This is a genomic window from Nostoc sp. LPT, from assembly GCF_017115165.1.
Lineage (GTDB): Bacteria > Cyanobacteriota > Cyanobacteriia > Cyanobacteriales > Nostocaceae > Nostoc.
This window is the reverse complement of record NZ_JABXKF010000104.1, coordinates 1-16,205: the sequence shown is the minus strand read 5'-3', so window position 1 is coordinate 16,205 and position 16,205 is coordinate 1. Positions and strand designations below refer to the sequence as shown.

The window sequence follows — 16,205 nt, the reverse complement described above, 5'->3', positions numbered from 1 at the left end:
TAAAACACGATACGGTTTAGGAGTAATATCTTTGATGAAAAATATCTTCATCTGTGCAGTTGTAATCTGCACAACTTGTATTTACCCGATTAAGACATTAGCAGGAGAAAAACCTTCTGCGATTTTTCATGCATTTGATCAGCAGTACACTGATATTGAAAAGTTTGTATGTGAAATAGGGAAGCAAGGATATTCTCACATTCAAATTTCTCCAGCCCAAAAATCTAATCCTGCTCCAGAATGGTGGGCACGCTATCAACCTGTAGACTACAGCATTATCGAAGGTAGAGGTTCACTCTTCAATTTAAAAAAACTTATTAGTCAAGCCCACAGTTGTCATGTCAAAGTGATTGCTGATGTTGTTTTCAATCACATGGCTAATTTAGATGGCAATGATGATTTTGAATATTTAACTAAATTTCCAGGTCTTTCTATAAATGACTTTAATTCGGATTCAAACCGTCCAGGTAAAAAATCTTGTAGCATTAATTATAGTGATGGCAATAGAGATTCAGAAATTAATTGTTGGTTAGGTGGACTTCCTGAATTGAGATTTACCAATAATGTTAAAACAATTCAAAAAGCTCATTTAAAAAAATTGCTAGATTTAGGGATTGATGGATTTCGATTTGATGCTGCCAAACATATCCCAGTAGATGTTGTCAAAGAGTACATCAGCTATGTAAATCAACAAAGTCAAGGAAAAGCATGGAATTATCTTGAGGTAATCACAGATAGCGACACCAGTGCAGAAAATTATAACTGGATTGCTGCTGTCACAGATTTTGTTCTCTACAATTCAATGAAAAATGCCTTCAGCTTTGGTGGAGATTTGCGTTCTCTGCGAGTTCCCACAGGCATAAACGATCCGCGTAGCGTTACTTTTGGCAGAAACCACGATACTATCCGCGAGATTAATTCCAATGCGATTAACCCCTATAGCGATCCTTCTGACTCTTTCCTCGCAACAGCATATATCCTGGCAAGAGAAAGTGGCACTCCTTTAATACTGAACTGGGATAATAGAGATGCTTCTTTTATCAAATATGGTGTCAAATTCCGCCAAATTATGCATCAAAGAGGAAATCAGAAAAAAAATATCAAAGAAAATGTCTTAGCAGCCATTGATAGTCCGACTGTATTGCTAATGGAGCGAGGCAGTGAAGGATTTTTTGTTGTCAATAAAGGGGAGAATAAATTTAATATCCCAGCACTGGATTTGACCTTGACGAATTTGGATGGATGTTATCGGGAACTCCGTAATAATTTTACTGTTGCGATTGAACGTCGCGAAGGTGGGAAAAAATTTATAACTCGTTGGGGAAACTGGAATAGAGGCGGTATGGAAGTACAAAAACGCGATGCACTCTATTTTATTCGAGAACCTTTTAATCAATGTCAAGTGTAGATACTCTCTCCATTTCTTCTCAGCTTTTTATTGCAAGCGTACAGATACACTACCTGCATGGGCTGGCAAACCTTCTGTTTCTGCTAAGGTGACAGCTGCTTTGCCTATTGTCTGTAATGATTGTTTGTCACATTCTAAAAAAGTAATTCGTTTGAGAAAATCGTAGACACTCAAACCAGAGGCAAAGCGGGCAGAACGGGCAGTTGGCAGTACATGGTTGGGGCCTCCTAAATAATCGCCAATCGCTTCTGGAGTATAGCGTCCTAAAAACACGCTCCCGGCACACTTAATTTGATCGGCAAGCAGTTGCGGGTTGTCTGTGCACAATTCCACATGTTCAGGAGCTAGTTGATTGAGCAGTGGTATACTCTCTAGCAAATCGCTGACCAGAATCACGGCTGCATAATTTTGCCAACTTGCACTGGCAACTTCTCTGGTGGGTAAATCGGCGAGAATTTTCTCAACAGCCTTTATTACTTGTTGCGCGAAGATTTCGGAATCAGTAATTAAGATTGACTGGGCACTAGGATCATGTTCTGCTTGCGATAATAAATCCCAGGCAATCCAATCTGGGTTGTTCTGGCTGTCGGCTACCACTAAAATTTCTGAAGGGCCAGCGATGCTATCAATGCCAACAGTGCCAAAGACTTGACGCTTGGCTTCAGCAACATAAGCATTACCAGGGCCAACAATTTTATCTACTGGGGCAATGCTTTCTGTACCATAGGCTAATGCTGCGATCGCTTGCGCCCCACCAATGCCATATATTTCTGTAACACCAGCAACTTGAGCAGCAGCCAATACGGCGGGATTAATCTCACCGCCAGGCATCGGTACTGTCATGACAATTCTTTCAACACCAGCAATCTTAGCTGGTAAGGCATTCATCAACAAAGAACTCGGATAGCTAGCCCGTCCCCCTGGTACATAAATTCCCACTTGCGACAGCGCTACCCAATTCAATCCCAGTTTTACCCCGACTGCATCGGTATAGCCAATATCTTGTGGTAGTTGTTTTTCATGGAAAGCCACAATCCTTTGAGCAGCAAATTCCAGCGCCGCCAAGACATCGGCAGGACATTGCGTTGCGTGTTCGGCAATAAAAGTTTCGCTTAGATGCAAAGACTGGAGATTGTTACGGTCAAAGCGGTTAGTATATTCCTTGACTGCGGCATCACCACGCACTTTCACATCAGCCAGAATCTCGCGTACTGTCCCACTAACATCAACTGTAACTTCCCGGCGATCGCTTACAAGAGTTTTGAATTTCACAGAAAAATCTTTGTCGGTAGTTTGAAGTAGCTGCATGGACAGTACCTTAAAAGCAGTGAGGTCAATAATTAGTTTAACTCCTGATTAACTTGCTCGATATGACTGTGGCTTATATGCATCACTCTTTTTGGGATGTAAGCTAAAAGTACAAAAGATTATGAGTTAACATCCTATGCAGCAGTCCACAAGAGGCAATTACCGGGATCTTTGGCGGCAGCTTGTTACTTTGGCTGCAATCTTTGGTGCTTTTTTTATCAACGTAGTATCGAACGTTTTTCCGCTCAATGGACTTAGCATCGGGGAAATTTCCAATATTTTGTTTAAAAATGTCCTGATTATCCCTGCCAATTACGCCTTTGCTATCTGGGGGCTAATTTACCTTGGGTTGTTTGCTTTTGGGGTATACCAAGTTCTACCTAACCAGCGACATGAGCCTGATTTATGTAAGACAGGTTATCTGTTAGTGGTTGCCTGTGTTGCTCAAAGTATCTGGGTGTATCTGTTTTTGTCTCGGTTTTTTGCTCTTTCTGTGATTGCAATGCTCTTGATTCTGTTGCCGCTAATTGCTGTCTATGTGCAGTTAGAAATTGGCAAATCACCTGTACCTCGGCTGAAAAAATGGTGTATTCACTTTCCTATTAGTATTTATCTAGGCTGGATTAGCGTGGCGACCATTGTCAATGTAGCGTGTGCCTTAGATTTTCACGGGTGGAACGGTTGGGGGATTTCTGCTGTAATTTGGACTCTCGTCATGGTATTGATAGCAACAACAGTTGCAGCAGTTATAGTCATCCAGCGTCGAGACATTGCTTATGCAGGAGTAACACTCTGGGCATTGGTAGCGATCGCACTCAAGCATTCTGATAACTCAATGCTCAGAAATACCGTATTGGTTTTAGCAATTGTCCTAGTTTTAATCGCTACGATTAACAGCTTACACCAATTCTCTAAAATAAGGCAACAGATGTAAGCAGGGATTGCCTTGCAGCATCTAAATTTCTCAATTGCGAATTGCGAATTGGTATTACGCACCCAACAAAAACATATTTAAGTGTGATAACATACCCGCCCAACGTCGGTTAAGAGAGAACTTTTAGCAAGCATTCGTTAAACACGCACAATCATGGTCGGTTGTTACACACACCAGTCTGATTGTTATTAGCCAGAATAGATAGTTAGAGCCACAATCGTCTGAAAATGCCAAAATTTATAGAAATGAAAAATATTATCTCGATTGGTTGGAATAACTGGTTAAAACGGCATAAAGAATGTGTTTTACTATTTGACTCAATTGCTGCCGCTAGTGAGATTGCCCTAATGCTTAACGGTCAGTGGGATGGCTGCAATGGTGTAGTTGTGGCTTCTGGTGATGAGGTAGCTGTTAACACTGCTGCCAAACTATTAAAAGCTACATGGTGTTATGAAGGCGCATCAAAAGCTGTTTTAGACAGAGCAACAACTGATGAAATTTTACGCCGTTATGCAATCGGAGAAAGAAATTTTGTTAATGCTAATTTGAGGTGTGCAGTACTTGCATCAGTGAAGTTAAGTGAAATTAACCTAAGTTATGCCTCATTGAGTTGGGCGGATTTAAGGCAAGCCAATCTAAGTAAAGCTGATTTAACAGCAGCAGACCTAACTCAAGCGAATTTAAGTGGAGCCGACTTGAGTAAAGCATACTTGATGAGGGCAAACCTAAGCGAGTCAGACCTCCAACAAGCTTCACTTCAGGGGGCTAACCTAAGTAGTGCTAACTTAAGTGAAGTCAACCTCACTGGTGCAAATTTAACAGGAGCTAATCTGTCACTACCAGACCTCAGAGGGGCAAATTTTCACTTGTGCAATTTGAGTGGGGCTAACCTAACAGATGCCAAGTTAATTGAAAGTGACTTGGCTTTTGCTCAACAATATCCGAACAAATACTAAATTTAATTTAGTGACTCTGAGTTTGGTGCTAGGATTGCCGAGCTATGGTAGCAAGTACTGGCTCGTTCCATTCTGAACCCACACCCTGAACTTGCTAATTTGGCATGAATGAAGAGAGAATCTATCAGTCAAGTCAAACTAACTTTCCAAAACGCAATAGTGGATGTTACCGAATTAGTCAAAGTTTCAATTATTCTCTTGCTCCTTGCTACAGGAGTAGCTTTGCTGTCCCGACGGTTGGGAATTCCTTATGTTACGGGTTTAGTACTAGCAGGTTTGCCCATCACTGAGTTATTATCTCGTCGGATTGGTTTAAGTCCAACCCTTGTTTTGGATCTTTTCTTGCCAATTCTGCTCTTTGAAGCTGGTATTAATACAGATGTCAGTCGTCTACGCAGCACCTTTAAACCAATTGCCCTACTAGCTGGGCCAGGGGCTGTGATTTCTAGTGCGATTATTGCCGTCCTGTTGAAATTTGTCTTGGGATTGAGTTGGATACCTGCGTTATTTGTTGGAGTAATGCTGGCAAACACTGATACTGTTTCCATGATTGCTGTATTTAAGGATATACCAGTGCCTTCCCGGCTTTCCACTATTGTTGAAGGGGAAACTCTATTCAATGATGCCGCTGCCTTAGTTTCCTTCAACCTGATTGTGCAAGTATATTCAACAGGCTCACTCACATTTCTAGAGGGAATCCAACAACTGCTATTTATCTCTCTAGGAGGCTGCGTTGTGGGGTTAGTCTTGGGCTACTTGAGTATACCTGTATTCGCCCGTTTAGATGATGCTCTTAGCAGTCTTGTGCTGACAGTCGCAGTTGCATTAGGAACTTTTCAGGTTGGGCAATATCTCGGTGTCTCAGGCCCTGTAGCAGTAGTTGTCGCTGGCTTAATTTTCGGTAATTTTGGGCTTTCTCGGAATACTTCTGCTTCTAGTCGCATCACCTTGTTGAGTTTCTGGGAATATGCCAGTTTTACTGTCAATACCTTTATTTTTCTGTTGATTGGTGTAGAAATAAACCTGGTAACACTCTGGAAAACTTTACCTGCAATTTTACTTGCAGTTTTGGCTTATCAAGTCGGGCGAGTTCTTACAGTTTATCCACTGCTAGCTGTGGTTCGTTGGATTGACCGCCCAATTCCATTGCGTTGGCAACATTTACTGTTTTTAGGCAACATTAAAGGTTCACTCTCAATGGCTCTAGCGTTGAGCTTACCCACCACATTACCAGGGCGAGAAGTCCTGATAGCTATAGTCTTCGGCTCTGTGCTGGTGTCGTTAGTGGGACAGGGTTTAAGTTTGCCTTGGGTGGTAAAACGCTTAAAATTATCTAAATTTTCCGAAATTCAACAACAGGTTGAAGAGTTGCAAGCCCAGTTGATGACGGGTAAGGCGGCACAAGATGAATTAGATAGCCTGTTGAAATCAGGGGTATTACCAAAAGCCGTTTATGAAGAGATGCGTTCAGCTTATCAAGTACGAATTGCCGGTGCAGAAAAGACGCTGCGGGAACTATATAATCGTCGCCCTGATGAGGTGGAAGGTGGAAGTGGCAAGAGCAGTAAACTTGAAGCCATTCGCCGACGTTTACTGCTGGCAGAAAAAGGAGCGCTCAATGAGGCAATGCGCAAACGAATTCTCTCAGAAGAAATTGTGCGCGTACGGATACAAACTCTTGATGAACAATTACTGAAATTAGAAGATGATTAATTTGTTGGGCATTAGGCACTTGTACTGAGCGTTGTCGTTGGCGCAGCCTCTCCAAGAGTTGTATTGGACATTGGGCATGGGGCATTAGGAGTGCTGAGTGTTGAGTGCTGAGTTAAGAGTTAGGAGTTTTGTTTACCCCCTTGTCCTCTTGTCCCCTTGTCCCCCTATCTCCCTCATCTCCCTCATCTCCCCACTTAATTAGGAATTACGAATTACGAATTATTTTAAAGGCGATCGCTTATCGTTATTTTGACTTTTAATTACTCTACTAGGACTGATAAAAGAAATTCCTTGTTGAAAGTCAGTGCCAATCATGACTGCTTCCACTATCGGTTCAGATATTTCGGTTTGGGCTACCCACTCGACAATGAAGTTTGCGCCTAAACCTCCACTGGTGTCATTTCTATTGATAAAAAAATCTGTAGAAGCTAGCGCATCAAGTTGAATAGGGCGCTCCAAATACTGTTTAACTAGTTTACCTTCTGAGTTATAGTAGCGCACAGAAGTAATAATAATCGGATTGCTCAAATCTGTATTCCGAATACTAAGGGTAACTGCTAACTCAAAAATCTCTTGGCGATTGTGATGATAGATATGAGAGTAGACCGGAACATAAAGAGTTTCACCGCTGGCTATCTTAAAATTCTTATCCAGCGTCACTGTTTTTTGCAATGGGGTTGCTGGAATGGCATTAGGTTGTGACTTGGGTGTTGATTCACAAGATGCAAGAATAATAACAGCGATCGCTAAATAAATATATCGATACGGCTTCATCAAAACTCACCAATTTTTTTATATGTGTAGCTAACCCTACCTAATAAATAGTTAGGTAGGAACTGCGCTCAACATCTTTGTTCAATAAAATCAATGACTTGATGTAAACATCCTGGTTTAGTCACAATCAGCACAGTTGAATGAGGTTCCAGTATTGTACTACCGTTAGGAATCATCAAATCTTCATGGGGATGGGATTGATAACCAATAATTAGCGAACCAGTAGGGAATTGGGAATCCTGAGCAATTTCGGCAACGCTACGACCAGCAACATAGCAATTGTTAGGGATGGAAAGTTTTAGAACCTCAATCTGTCCCTGCTCAAAATGCATCATTGATTCCACTTGTGGATACTCAATGGCGTTCACCATTGTTGCAACTGATAGTTCAACAGTACTGACAATATGGTTAGCTCCAGCTATCCGCAGTGGTTCGGCAAAGTCGGGGTGGCGCATCCGACTCAAAATATGGGTGACGCCGTAGTGTTTAGCAAGAGTTACCATTGCTAAGTTTAAGGCATCACTTCTCAGAACTGCTGCTAAGGAACCGGCTTTGCAAATCCCCGCTTCTAATAATACTTCTGTACTCACAGCACTGCCTTCAAAAGCCATTGCTCCTACTTGTTCACGGGCGTAGCGGCAAGCGATAGGATCAATGTCAATTACAGCAACAGTATGTCCTAGTTCTACCAGTTTTTGCGCTAAACTTAAGCCCACTAAGCCCGCTCCACCAATCAGTACGTACATGGCTATTTTTGATGTTCTGTAACTTCTTGTTTCACTCTATAGGTTAACAAGTAAATGAACATGTAGCTTGAGAAACTGCTCCCTTACTGAGTGCTGTTAGCGTAACGGGGTGTAGACTTTTTGAATTAGCTTTGGTAAGATAAAAATCTTTTACTATCAGGCATTTAAAAACTTCTAATGCATCAATATTACTTATTTGGTGGGGTAAACAGTATGTTAAAAATTAAGTTTGTAGCCGAGCCAAAATAGCACTTTTTTGAAAATGGGGAGATGGTTGGGCTGGTAGAAGCGATGTCGTTGGACTTGCTGAAGGGCGCGTCTTTGCCCGACACCTTTGGATCTCTGACCCGCTACAACACCTACAACACCTATTGGCACTCTCGCGGTAAGGCGGCGGCTGGGTGGTTGCTGTCCTCGGAGGTGGAGGGGCTGACGGGGTGTAAGCCGAGGTTGCAGAAGGGGGAACATTTGGGCTACCCCGGCTGTTCGGCGAACATAGGCAGTAGTTAGGGCGTGCGATCGCGATCAGCATGCGGGTACATCTGGAGCATCTTCTCGACCTCACCTTTTGACAGGTTCAAAACCCAACAAAAAGCTAGTGGCAAGGTTGAGCTTGTTTTCCAGGCTCAGAATAGTCTTTGGTGGTGCGGGTGGGGAGGTGTGTGAACAATACCAGAACTTTTGGCTATTGCAGATATCGGGCTTTGGTGAAAGGCTGGTGCTGATGTGGGATTTTCTAATAACTAAAATGCTGTGAAAGGAAAAAATTAGGGGCGGAAGTAGCAGTAATATAAACAAATATTTCTATTTGATAGAAGATAAATAATTATTCATAAATGCTGGGTTCAAGGCTGAATAAGATACAGCAAATATTTAGTTAAAAACTTTAGATTAACTTAAGCTTAACTACTATCGCAATTACACTGATGCTGGTAATATACATTGCAACGCTATGTTGTACATTTATAAGTTTGTGTAGACACCATTCATAACACTAGTAGTATGCATATCAGTATTACAGAAGACTTAAAAAAGCAATTCTATGCAGCTTGCGCTTTACGTCGTCAATTTATTAGAGAAATAACTATATTTAGCTGAATCATCCCGCATTTATGCAACGCCAAAGCTCTTGCATAATTTCCTAATAAATCTGTGATAAGTATAAGTATTATCTAAGTGGCTACCAGTTAAGTAATCCAGGGGAGGGGCACGTGCTTTATGAATCCCATCAAAATTCTCATTTTGACTGCTAATCCCAGTAATACAGGTTCAAACCCTTTGTGTTTGGATGCGGAAGTGCGGCGGATTGAGGAAGCTTTACAACGATCGCACTACCGCGATCGCTTCCAAATCACTACTAAACTGGCAGTTCGGACAACAGATCTGCGACGGGCAATGCTGGATCACAAACCGCAAATTGTCCACTTTTCTGGGCATGGCATTGGAGAGCAGGGATTGATTCTGGAAAATGATGCTGGCAAAGTGCAGCTTGTGAGTACAGAAGCTCTAGCAGGATTATTTGGCATCTTTGAGACGGGTGAAATTGAGTGTGTCTTGCTCAATGCCTGCTATTCAGAGATTCAGGCAACGGCAATTCACCAGTTCGTGGATTGTGTAATTGGGATGAATCAGCCAATAGGAGACAAGTCAGCCGTCCAGTTTGCGGAAGGATTTTATGATGCCTTGGGTGCTGGCAGTCCCTATGAGGAAGCGTACAAAATTGGGTGTAGTGCGATCGCATTAGAAGGCAGTTCGGAGTACTCAACGCCCGTGCTGAAAAACCGAAAGCGCCGTGGTGCCCTTTTGCAGGGGAATCAAACGGTGAGTCAGTCGTTACAAGCAAAGAGTGTTCCAGCTGCGATCGCAGAACCTCTGGCAAGATTGCCTCAGTCCCAAGCAATCGGCAATGTCACGATTAGCGGTAGCAATAACCCCTTCAACGCGATTCAGGCAGGGGGTAATGTCAAATTGAGTCAAAGATAACACTCAGAGCAGCCGTAGCAATCCAGACCTGGAAGCAGCATTGACACTATTGATGAAGCTAAAAAAGGAGGTTTCGGCAACGGATGCGCTGAGTTCGTTCGCCAGAAAAGACACAGAGTCAAAGATTAGTATGCTCCAAGAAGAGTTACAAAAGCCCAAGCCAGACAAAAACTTTGTGAATGAGGTGGTGGTGGCGCTGAAGCAAGGGCTGAGTGGGGTATTAACGTTGGCGGCTCCGGTGACGCAGGTGGCAGACCTTGTGGCAAAAGCCTGGACCGAACTGTTATGAACCAGAACCAGAATGACTTGGGGGATCAGCCGCCTAGCCAGCAGCAATCGCTGGGGGATGTGCAATTGCAGGGAGATGGGAATGTCTTTAACACCGTCCAAGGAAGAGATGTTCAGGTTATTAATCTGACTGTTTACGATCGCATTCCCAAGAACTTGGGGCAGTTACCCATCAGCACTCTAAAGTCTTCAACTGAGAAAGATGATCGTTTTCGCAAGGTCTTACTCAATAAGGTCAAAAATTATTGGGTTCAGGATGTTTTAGAAAAGTCGCTCCATGCCAGAGTTTTGATTGAATTGGGTCTAGAAGAGCGTTTAGATGCGGTGAAGGATTCGTTTAAACATTTTCAGGCAATTCCAGCAGCATCTAAACGCTCCCTACTGAAAACCAAAAATGTTGTTGAGGTGTTCCATCAAATGGGAGAGGGGCGAACCCTACTCATTCTGGGAGAACCGGGAACGGGAAAAACCATTACTTTGCTGAGGCTGGCAAAGGATTTGATTGCCCGTACCGAACAGGATATCAGCCAACCAATTCCGGTGGTGCTGAACTTGGCTTCTTGGGCACTGAAGCCGAAACCCATCTCAATCTGGTTGGTTGAGGAATTGAGCAGTAAGTATCAAGTTTCTAAAAATTTGGGGAAAGCCTGGGTTGCAGATCAACAATTGTTGCTGTTATTGGATGGGTTGGATGAGGTAAAGGCAGAGCGACGGGAAGCCTGCATCCAGTACCTCAATCAGTTCATGCAAGATTATGGACAGACGGAGATAGTCGTCTGTAGCCGTTGGCAAGACTACGAAGTGCTTTCTACCCGCCTGCAAGTACAAACAGCAATTTATCTCCAGTCATTAACGCCTGAGCAAGTGAGTTTATATTTGGAGGGAGCGGGCGATCAATTGAAGACATTAAAAGTCTTGTTGCAGAACGATAGGACGTTACAGGAGTTAGCCCAGTCTCCTCTGATGCTGAGTGTCATGAGTCTGGCGTATCAACATAAAGTACCAGAAGAAATACCCCATATGGGCACAGTGGAGGAAAACCACCGACATTTGTTTGATGCCTATATTCAACAGATGTTTTGGCATAGGAGTAGAGGTAGCAGACTATACACAAAAGCAAAAATGATCCGCTGGTTAGTTAAATTAGCCCAACAAATGACTCGAGAATCTCAAACAATTTTTCTCATTGAGCGGATGCAGCCCTCCTGGTTAAAGCAGGGTAAAAAAGTGTTCCTGTATCGGATTGGACTTGTACTGGTTGGTGGCTTAAGTGGTGGGTTAGTGTCTGGACTGACAGGTGGCTTAAGCGGGGGATTAAGTTGTAAGAGTGGCTTGATCTGGAATTGGGGAGATGGATTGAAATGGGGTTTAGTGCTGGGATTGCTTGGTGCTGGGATTGGTGCGTTAACTGTGGCGGTGGGGAAAGGAGAAATTAAGACAATTGAGACGTTTGAAGTCTCTTGGACTACCTTCACAAAGAGTCTGGTGAGCAAACATACCCTAATCAAAGGGTTGATAGGGGCGGTGATTGGTGCAGTAGGTTTGGGGTTATGTTCGTGGCTAACGAATTATTTCATCTGGAAATTAATATTGTTGGGGTTGAGTTGGGGGTTGGTGTTTGGTTTAGTTTTGGGTGTGAGTTCCGGATTGACGGGTTTAGAGATCGAAACTAGAACGGTTCCAAATCAGGGAATCTGGAGATCAGCACTGAATGCAAGTTGGGTGGGCTTGAGTTTTGGACTGATAATCGCACTATTGGCTGAACTAGCGTTTGCGCTGATGGGTTTGAACAATACCTGTAGATTGATAGCTTTACCAATTATTTTGGTGGGATTTGGCGGACTGGGCGTGTTAGTGAATGAAGCGGGTAAGGCTTGTATACGACATTTCACCTTACGGTTAGTACTTTTTAGTCAAGGTATTATTCCCTGGAATTATTCTCGATTTCTGGACTGTGCTGTGGAAGACATTTTTTTGCACCAGGCTGGAGGTACTTACTTTTTTATACATCGAATGCTGATGGAACATTTTGCTCGGATGGAGCCTATGCGGAAATAGTTTTAAGGCAATCACAATTGTTTAGGTTTTTTAATACCCTTTGATATAAGGATCTCTAATTCACTATGACTAACAGTAAACCATACAAAATTCTGTTCTTGCGGCTAGATCCCGGAGAAGCAGATAGTCCTGCAGAGCAGGCTGAAGAGTATGTTAAAATCGATAATGCACTTCATAATTTGACGGATTTTGAACTTTTACCAGATACAAAAGGATACAGCCTTACTCAAATGGTGGAGGTAATAAATCAGCATAGACCCAATGTTATCCATCTGAGTGGTCATGGCTCAAAAAATAGGCTTGAAATTTCAAATCATTCACTTGTTGTGAACGGTGAACCTTCTGGAAAAATTACGCTTTCTCAAGAGAATATTGAAAGGATCTTTGGGTCTGTTCAGGAAAAGACTAAACCTCGTATTCTATTTTTTAACGTGTGTTTGGCTGGCGGGATTGCTAATAACGCGGGAGAAGCGTTGAGAAGTCACTTTGACTGCGTGATTGGAATGCAAGAACTTCTGAATCAAAAGTTAGCTCTAGGTATTGCAACAAGCTTTTATCAAAGCATGGCGAACGGTGAGACAGTTGCGGCTGCAATGAAATCATTGGTTCCCACGATTGAAGCTTATAATAAAGAACGCAATCCAGAAGATCGTGAGCTTGGCTTCAATCCTGAGCCAAAAGCTTACGGGGATGACCAAATCAAATTCGATCTCAACATTAAAACCAGTCAGGGTGCTAATATTCCCCGCAGTAATGTTGTAAAGTTTGTGGGGAGAGAGCAAGATCTCGATACACTACATCAACAGTTGCAACAGCAGAATCAGATTGCTATTACTGGTGTCGATGGAATTGGCAAAACAGAACTTGCCATCCAATATGCGTCAAAATACTGGAAACAGGCTTATCCTGGTGGAGTCTGTTGGTTGCGTGCAAGGGATATATCTTCTGTTGCAGAATACATGCTTAGTTTTGATGAGGGAAAGGGCGCTGTTAACGATAGTTCCGACAAAGAAATCATAGCAAATTGGTTTTGGCGGCGATGGGAACAAGAACAGACTGTACTAGTGATTTTTGATGGAGTTACGGATTATAAACAGTTGCGTTCTTACCTGCCACCTTTAGGAGATAACTTTAAGATTTTGGTGACAGCGCAACCTTCACCTGAAGATATTTTTCAGGAGTTTAAACTTTCTCGATTAGCAGAATCCGCAGCATTGGACTTGCTGAGGCAACCGTTAGCAAATCAGGTTGATGATGAATTATCAGATGCACAGGAACTCTGCCAAGTTCTGGAATGCTTACCCCTAGCATTAAAATTGGTAGGTAACTATGTAAAGAAGCGAAACATTTCTTTGAGTGAGATGAGAAAACGATTGAGAGAAGAAACAGACTCATCAGCGTTGGATGAAATGCAGAAAATTTTTGAATTGAATTGGGATCAACTATCCCTTAAAGCTAAGGATCTGGCATTGTTACTGAGTGTACTTCCTTCCACTGGTTCATGGGAATTTCAGAGTTACAGGGACTTCCTTAAACAAAGATTAGATTTCTTACGCTCTTCTCTAGGGAAAGATCTGTCCTCTGTGTTGGCTTCAATAAAAAAGGATCGAGACATTGAAGATGCCATAGTCGAGTTGCAGGATTGGAATCTACTTGCAGTTCAGGATAAGTCAAGTTGCTCGATACATCCCCTTGTCCGCTTATTCTTTGTGAAAAAATTGATGGCTTCTCCTGACGGCAAGAAAATTGTACAAGTCTTGGGTTTGAGCCATTCTGACCCAAACCGTAAGATTCTTCCTGCCGATTTCTCAGCCCTGCCCACTGTAAATGAATTTGTCGGTTCTCCGGGTTGCTACATAGCTGCCTATTCTCATCAGCAACAAGGAAGTGCTTATTCAGTAGGTAGTAATATTTACGTTATGGGGCAAGTCAGAGTTTCAGGTAGTTACCAACAGACTAGAGATGGCATTAATATTTGTGTTCCAAACGGTTACACCATCGATTCAGATATTAGTGCTGATAAAGCCCTAAACCAAAAATTTTCTAAAACTTTACCAGAGACATGCAAAGATGATTCTTGTTGGGCAGGTGGGGACACTGCCGATTTCCTCGGAAGACGGACAGGAAGCTTGGATGAACACTAGGGCAATTTCATTGTCTGCGACTAGAAGAAATACAATATCAGTCATATCGCTCAAGTTTTTCAAATCACAATTAAACCTTATGTCTCAAGAATCTTTAGAGCAGTTTGTGAATGAAGAATTTCTACGCCAGGGATCGACGCAAGATAGACTCAAAGCAACGAATAGTCTTGATAATTTTATAGAACTGATGGTCAGCCTGGGCAATGTGAACTATAGCTTTACTGCCGACGAGGTGAAAACGTTTTTACAAAAGAAAATTGATGATAACAAAAAGAAAATACAAGACAAAACCGATCTCAAAAAAGCAGAGATAGAAGCAAAAAACGTCCCAATTGAAGCAAAGATTGAAGCCAAGGAAGCAGCACAAAAAATAGCTGAGCAAGAGAAAAAACAAATAGATGATGATTGGGAAAATGTAGTGGCTCATTGGGATCGTCAAACCGTTGAGTCTGGTATTGCATATCTTAGAAATGACCCTGTTCTTCCTATTTATCCGTAATTCATTAGCCTGATTCTTCATTTTACTCCTAGCTTTTTTGGTTTCCCCCACTGAGGCATCAAAGTAGATTGCCATACTCGTCTTTGATAGAGAACTAAAGATGTTCAGAGCATAGAATTCTGCTGTAAACTCTGTAGTTTGGTTTTTATATTAAACAAATTTCCAATTTTTTGTGCATTCAACTTTTCTAAGATTGATAAATGAATGTTTCACTAGAAGACTACCTAAAGATTATTACTCCCTATCTTCATCCTGAGCTAGTCACTCCCCAAGCCTTAGCTCAGATTCAAGCTTTAGCTCAACGCTTACCTATCTCTTCCGCTGTCTCATTAGAATGCCGTCTGAATGGCACGGAACCTGACGTTGACTTGCATGCCAGTTTTACTCACTTCCCCACTGAACTCTCAGGACGTTTTCTGCCGAACTTTGCATGGCAAGCTTGCCAAAATTTTGCCCAGAAGTGGATGGACTCAGCTTCTAGTTTGCATCAATCGATTAACAATCTAATTCTTGAATTCGACCTACCCGAACAGCTCACAGATCAACAGCCTATAGAGGCGATTAGTCCTTCACCTTACATCATGTTCAAGCCAGAAACAACGATCAGTCTACAAGAGCTGATTGAACATAGTCTTAGGCTGTTTCAGTATCCGCTCGACCCACAACTTACAACAAAACTCAAGCATTGCCTTAGCTCTTTGCCTGATGGCGCAAAGCTCGCAAACATCGGGATCTGGCTAGCGCGTCCAACCCATGCATTGCGGCTAACTATCAAAGAAATCCTTTTTGAGCAATTACCAATCTACCTGGAGCAAATTGGTTGGGAATATCCAACCCATGCATTGGCGCTTTACGGGTCAACCCTCTCTCCCTTCATGGATACTCTCGCTTTAGCCATTGATATTGATCAAACAGTTCATCCTAGAATCGGACTGGAATGCTTTGTCACAAAACAATTCCATGATCAATCACGCTGGCAACAATTTATCGATCATTTGGTTAAAACAGGCTTGTGTACTCCCGGAAAGCGGAATGCCCTCCTCGACTGGACTGGTTTCACGCAGAGGTCAGACTGCCCAGAACTATGGCCTGCTAACCTAACCTACGGAGATATCTTAATGGGATCTAATGCCCTCAGCCTCTTTTGGAGAAGAATCAACCATATTAAAATTGTTTACCAACCCAGTCAACCCCTATCGGCTAAAGCCTATCTCGCCTTTGGTCACAGTTGGATTAGTGCTGAGAATGTAGTTTTTGAAGAGAAGCCAGGAATTGCTCAAGCATGAGTGGAAACTAGTAACCCAAGTTGTTATACTAATTCTCTAAAAGCTGGCTACAGATGAGATAATAAGATTTAATGAGAAGAGGGATATCCAATGTCAGGGGTCTATCAA

The 16,205-nt window shown here is 42.5% G+C and carries 14 protein-coding genes; 10 read left to right on the top strand and 4 right to left on the bottom strand.

The features are described 5' to 3' along the window. Positions 1-34 precede the first annotated feature (34 nt). Entirely contained in the window at positions 35-1,408 is a 1,374-nt protein-coding gene (locus HWQ58_RS19705; protein ID WP_292866230.1) for an alpha-amylase family glycosyl hydrolase, read from the top strand. A gap of 27 nt (positions 1,409-1,435) precedes the next feature. Here the strand turns inward: HWQ58_RS19705 and hisD are convergent, their stop codons facing one another. After that, positions 1,436-2,716 carry a histidinol dehydrogenase gene (gene hisD, locus HWQ58_RS19700; protein WP_292866227.1) on the bottom strand — a complete coding sequence of 427 codons (1,281 nt, stop codon included), beginning with the start codon at positions 2,714-2,716 and terminating at the stop codon, positions 1,436-1,438. A 136-nt stretch (positions 2,717-2,852) separates the two neighbouring features. Between hisD and HWQ58_RS19695 the strand changes: the two genes are divergently transcribed. From HWQ58_RS19695 to HWQ58_RS19685, 3 genes are all read left to right on the top strand, one after another. After that, entirely contained in the window at positions 2,853-3,650 is a 798-nt protein-coding gene (locus tag HWQ58_RS19695; protein ID WP_292866224.1) for a tryptophan-rich sensory protein, read from the top strand. Between the two features lie 227 nt (positions 3,651-3,877). Beyond that, positions 3,878-4,606: a pentapeptide repeat-containing protein gene (locus HWQ58_RS19690; RefSeq protein ID WP_292866221.1), complete on the top strand. Its 729-nt coding sequence runs from the start codon at positions 3,878-3,880 to the stop codon at positions 4,604-4,606. A gap of 159 nt (positions 4,607-4,765) precedes the next feature. Then, on the top strand, positions 4,766-6,319 hold the full coding sequence (locus HWQ58_RS19685; protein ID WP_292866240.1) for a cation:proton antiporter: 1,554 nt from the start codon (positions 4,766-4,768) through the stop codon (positions 6,317-6,319). A 219-nt stretch (positions 6,320-6,538) separates the two neighbouring features. Here the strand turns inward: HWQ58_RS19685 and HWQ58_RS19680 are convergent, their stop codons facing one another. The 3 genes from HWQ58_RS19680 to HWQ58_RS19670 all read right to left on the bottom strand — a co-directional run bounded on the left by HWQ58_RS19680 (position 6,539) and on the right by HWQ58_RS19670 (position 8,307). Further along, positions 6,539-7,093, bottom strand: coding sequence for a DUF3124 domain-containing protein (locus HWQ58_RS19680; protein WP_292866218.1), 555 nt, complete (start codon positions 7,091-7,093; stop codon positions 6,539-6,541). A 68-nt stretch (positions 7,094-7,161) separates the two neighbouring features. Further along, positions 7,162-7,839, bottom strand: coding sequence for a TrkA family potassium uptake protein (locus HWQ58_RS19675; RefSeq protein ID WP_292866215.1), 678 nt, complete (start codon positions 7,837-7,839; stop codon positions 7,162-7,164). A 216-nt stretch (positions 7,840-8,055) separates the two neighbouring features. Next, positions 8,056-8,307, bottom strand: coding sequence for a hypothetical protein (locus HWQ58_RS19670; RefSeq protein ID WP_292866212.1), 252 nt, complete (start codon positions 8,305-8,307; stop codon positions 8,056-8,058). Between the two features lie 750 nt (positions 8,308-9,057). On the opposite strand from HWQ58_RS19670, the gene HWQ58_RS19665 reads away from it, so the two are divergent. The 6 genes from HWQ58_RS19665 to HWQ58_RS19640 all read left to right on the top strand — a co-directional run bounded on the left by HWQ58_RS19665 (position 9,058) and on the right by HWQ58_RS19640 (position 16,097). After that, on the top strand, positions 9,058-9,822 hold the full coding sequence (locus HWQ58_RS19665; RefSeq protein WP_292866209.1) for a CHAT domain-containing protein: 765 nt from the start codon (positions 9,058-9,060) through the stop codon (positions 9,820-9,822). Between the two features lie 40 nt (positions 9,823-9,862). Beyond that, positions 9,863-10,111 carry a hypothetical protein gene (locus tag HWQ58_RS19660; RefSeq protein WP_292866206.1) on the top strand — a complete coding sequence of 83 codons (249 nt, stop codon included), beginning with the start codon at positions 9,863-9,865 and terminating at the stop codon, positions 10,109-10,111. Next, positions 10,108-12,168, top strand: a complete 2,061-nt coding sequence (locus HWQ58_RS19655; RefSeq protein ID WP_292866203.1) for an NACHT domain-containing protein — start codon at positions 10,108-10,110, stop codon at positions 12,166-12,168. Before HWQ58_RS19660 ends, HWQ58_RS19655 begins: the two co-directional genes overlap by 4 nt. 65 nt (positions 12,169-12,233) lie before the next feature. Beyond that, entirely contained in the window at positions 12,234-14,312 is a 2,079-nt protein-coding gene (locus tag HWQ58_RS19650; RefSeq protein ID WP_292866200.1) for an NB-ARC domain-containing protein, read from the top strand. 79 nt (positions 14,313-14,391) lie between these two features. Then, positions 14,392-14,811: a hypothetical protein gene (locus tag HWQ58_RS19645; RefSeq protein ID WP_292866197.1), complete on the top strand. Its 420-nt coding sequence runs from the start codon at positions 14,392-14,394 to the stop codon at positions 14,809-14,811. Positions 14,812-15,011: 200 nt separating this feature from the next. Then, positions 15,012-16,097, top strand: a complete 1,086-nt coding sequence (locus HWQ58_RS19640; protein ID WP_292866194.1) for a hypothetical protein — start codon at positions 15,012-15,014, stop codon at positions 16,095-16,097. Positions 16,098-16,205: the final 108 nt, after the last annotated feature.

What these genes read in the sequence shown, in the direction of transcription:
- hisD (WP_292866227.1), bottom strand. Translation starts at nt 2,716, where the DNA reads ATGCAGCTACTTCAAACTACCGACAAAGATTTTTCTGTGAAATTCAAA.
- HWQ58_RS19675 (WP_292866215.1), bottom strand. Translation starts at nt 7,839, where the DNA reads ATGTACGTACTGATTGGTGGAGCGGGCTTAGTGGGCTTAAGTTTAGCG.
- HWQ58_RS19645 (WP_292866197.1), top strand. Translation starts at nt 14,392, where the DNA reads ATGTCTCAAGAATCTTTAGAGCAGTTTGTGAATGAAGAATTTCTACGC.
- HWQ58_RS19680 (WP_292866218.1), bottom strand. Translation starts at nt 7,093, where the DNA reads ATGAAGCCGTATCGATATATTTATTTAGCGATCGCTGTTATTATTCTT.
- HWQ58_RS19640 (WP_292866194.1), top strand. Translation starts at nt 15,012, where the DNA reads ATGAATGTTTCACTAGAAGACTACCTAAAGATTATTACTCCCTATCTT.
- HWQ58_RS19655 (WP_292866203.1), top strand. Translation starts at nt 10,108, where the DNA reads ATGAACCAGAACCAGAATGACTTGGGGGATCAGCCGCCTAGCCAGCAG.
- HWQ58_RS19690 (WP_292866221.1), top strand. Translation starts at nt 3,878, where the DNA reads ATGCCAAAATTTATAGAAATGAAAAATATTATCTCGATTGGTTGGAAT.
- HWQ58_RS19695 (WP_292866224.1), top strand. Translation starts at nt 2,853, where the DNA reads ATGCAGCAGTCCACAAGAGGCAATTACCGGGATCTTTGGCGGCAGCTT.
- HWQ58_RS19705 (WP_292866230.1), top strand. Translation starts at nt 35, where the DNA reads ATGAAAAATATCTTCATCTGTGCAGTTGTAATCTGCACAACTTGTATT.
- HWQ58_RS19665 (WP_292866209.1), top strand. Translation starts at nt 9,058, where the DNA reads ATGAATCCCATCAAAATTCTCATTTTGACTGCTAATCCCAGTAATACA.
- HWQ58_RS19650 (WP_292866200.1), top strand. Translation starts at nt 12,234, where the DNA reads ATGACTAACAGTAAACCATACAAAATTCTGTTCTTGCGGCTAGATCCC.
- HWQ58_RS19670 (WP_292866212.1), bottom strand. Translation starts at nt 8,307, where the DNA reads ATGTTCCCCCTTCTGCAACCTCGGCTTACACCCCGTCAGCCCCTCCAC.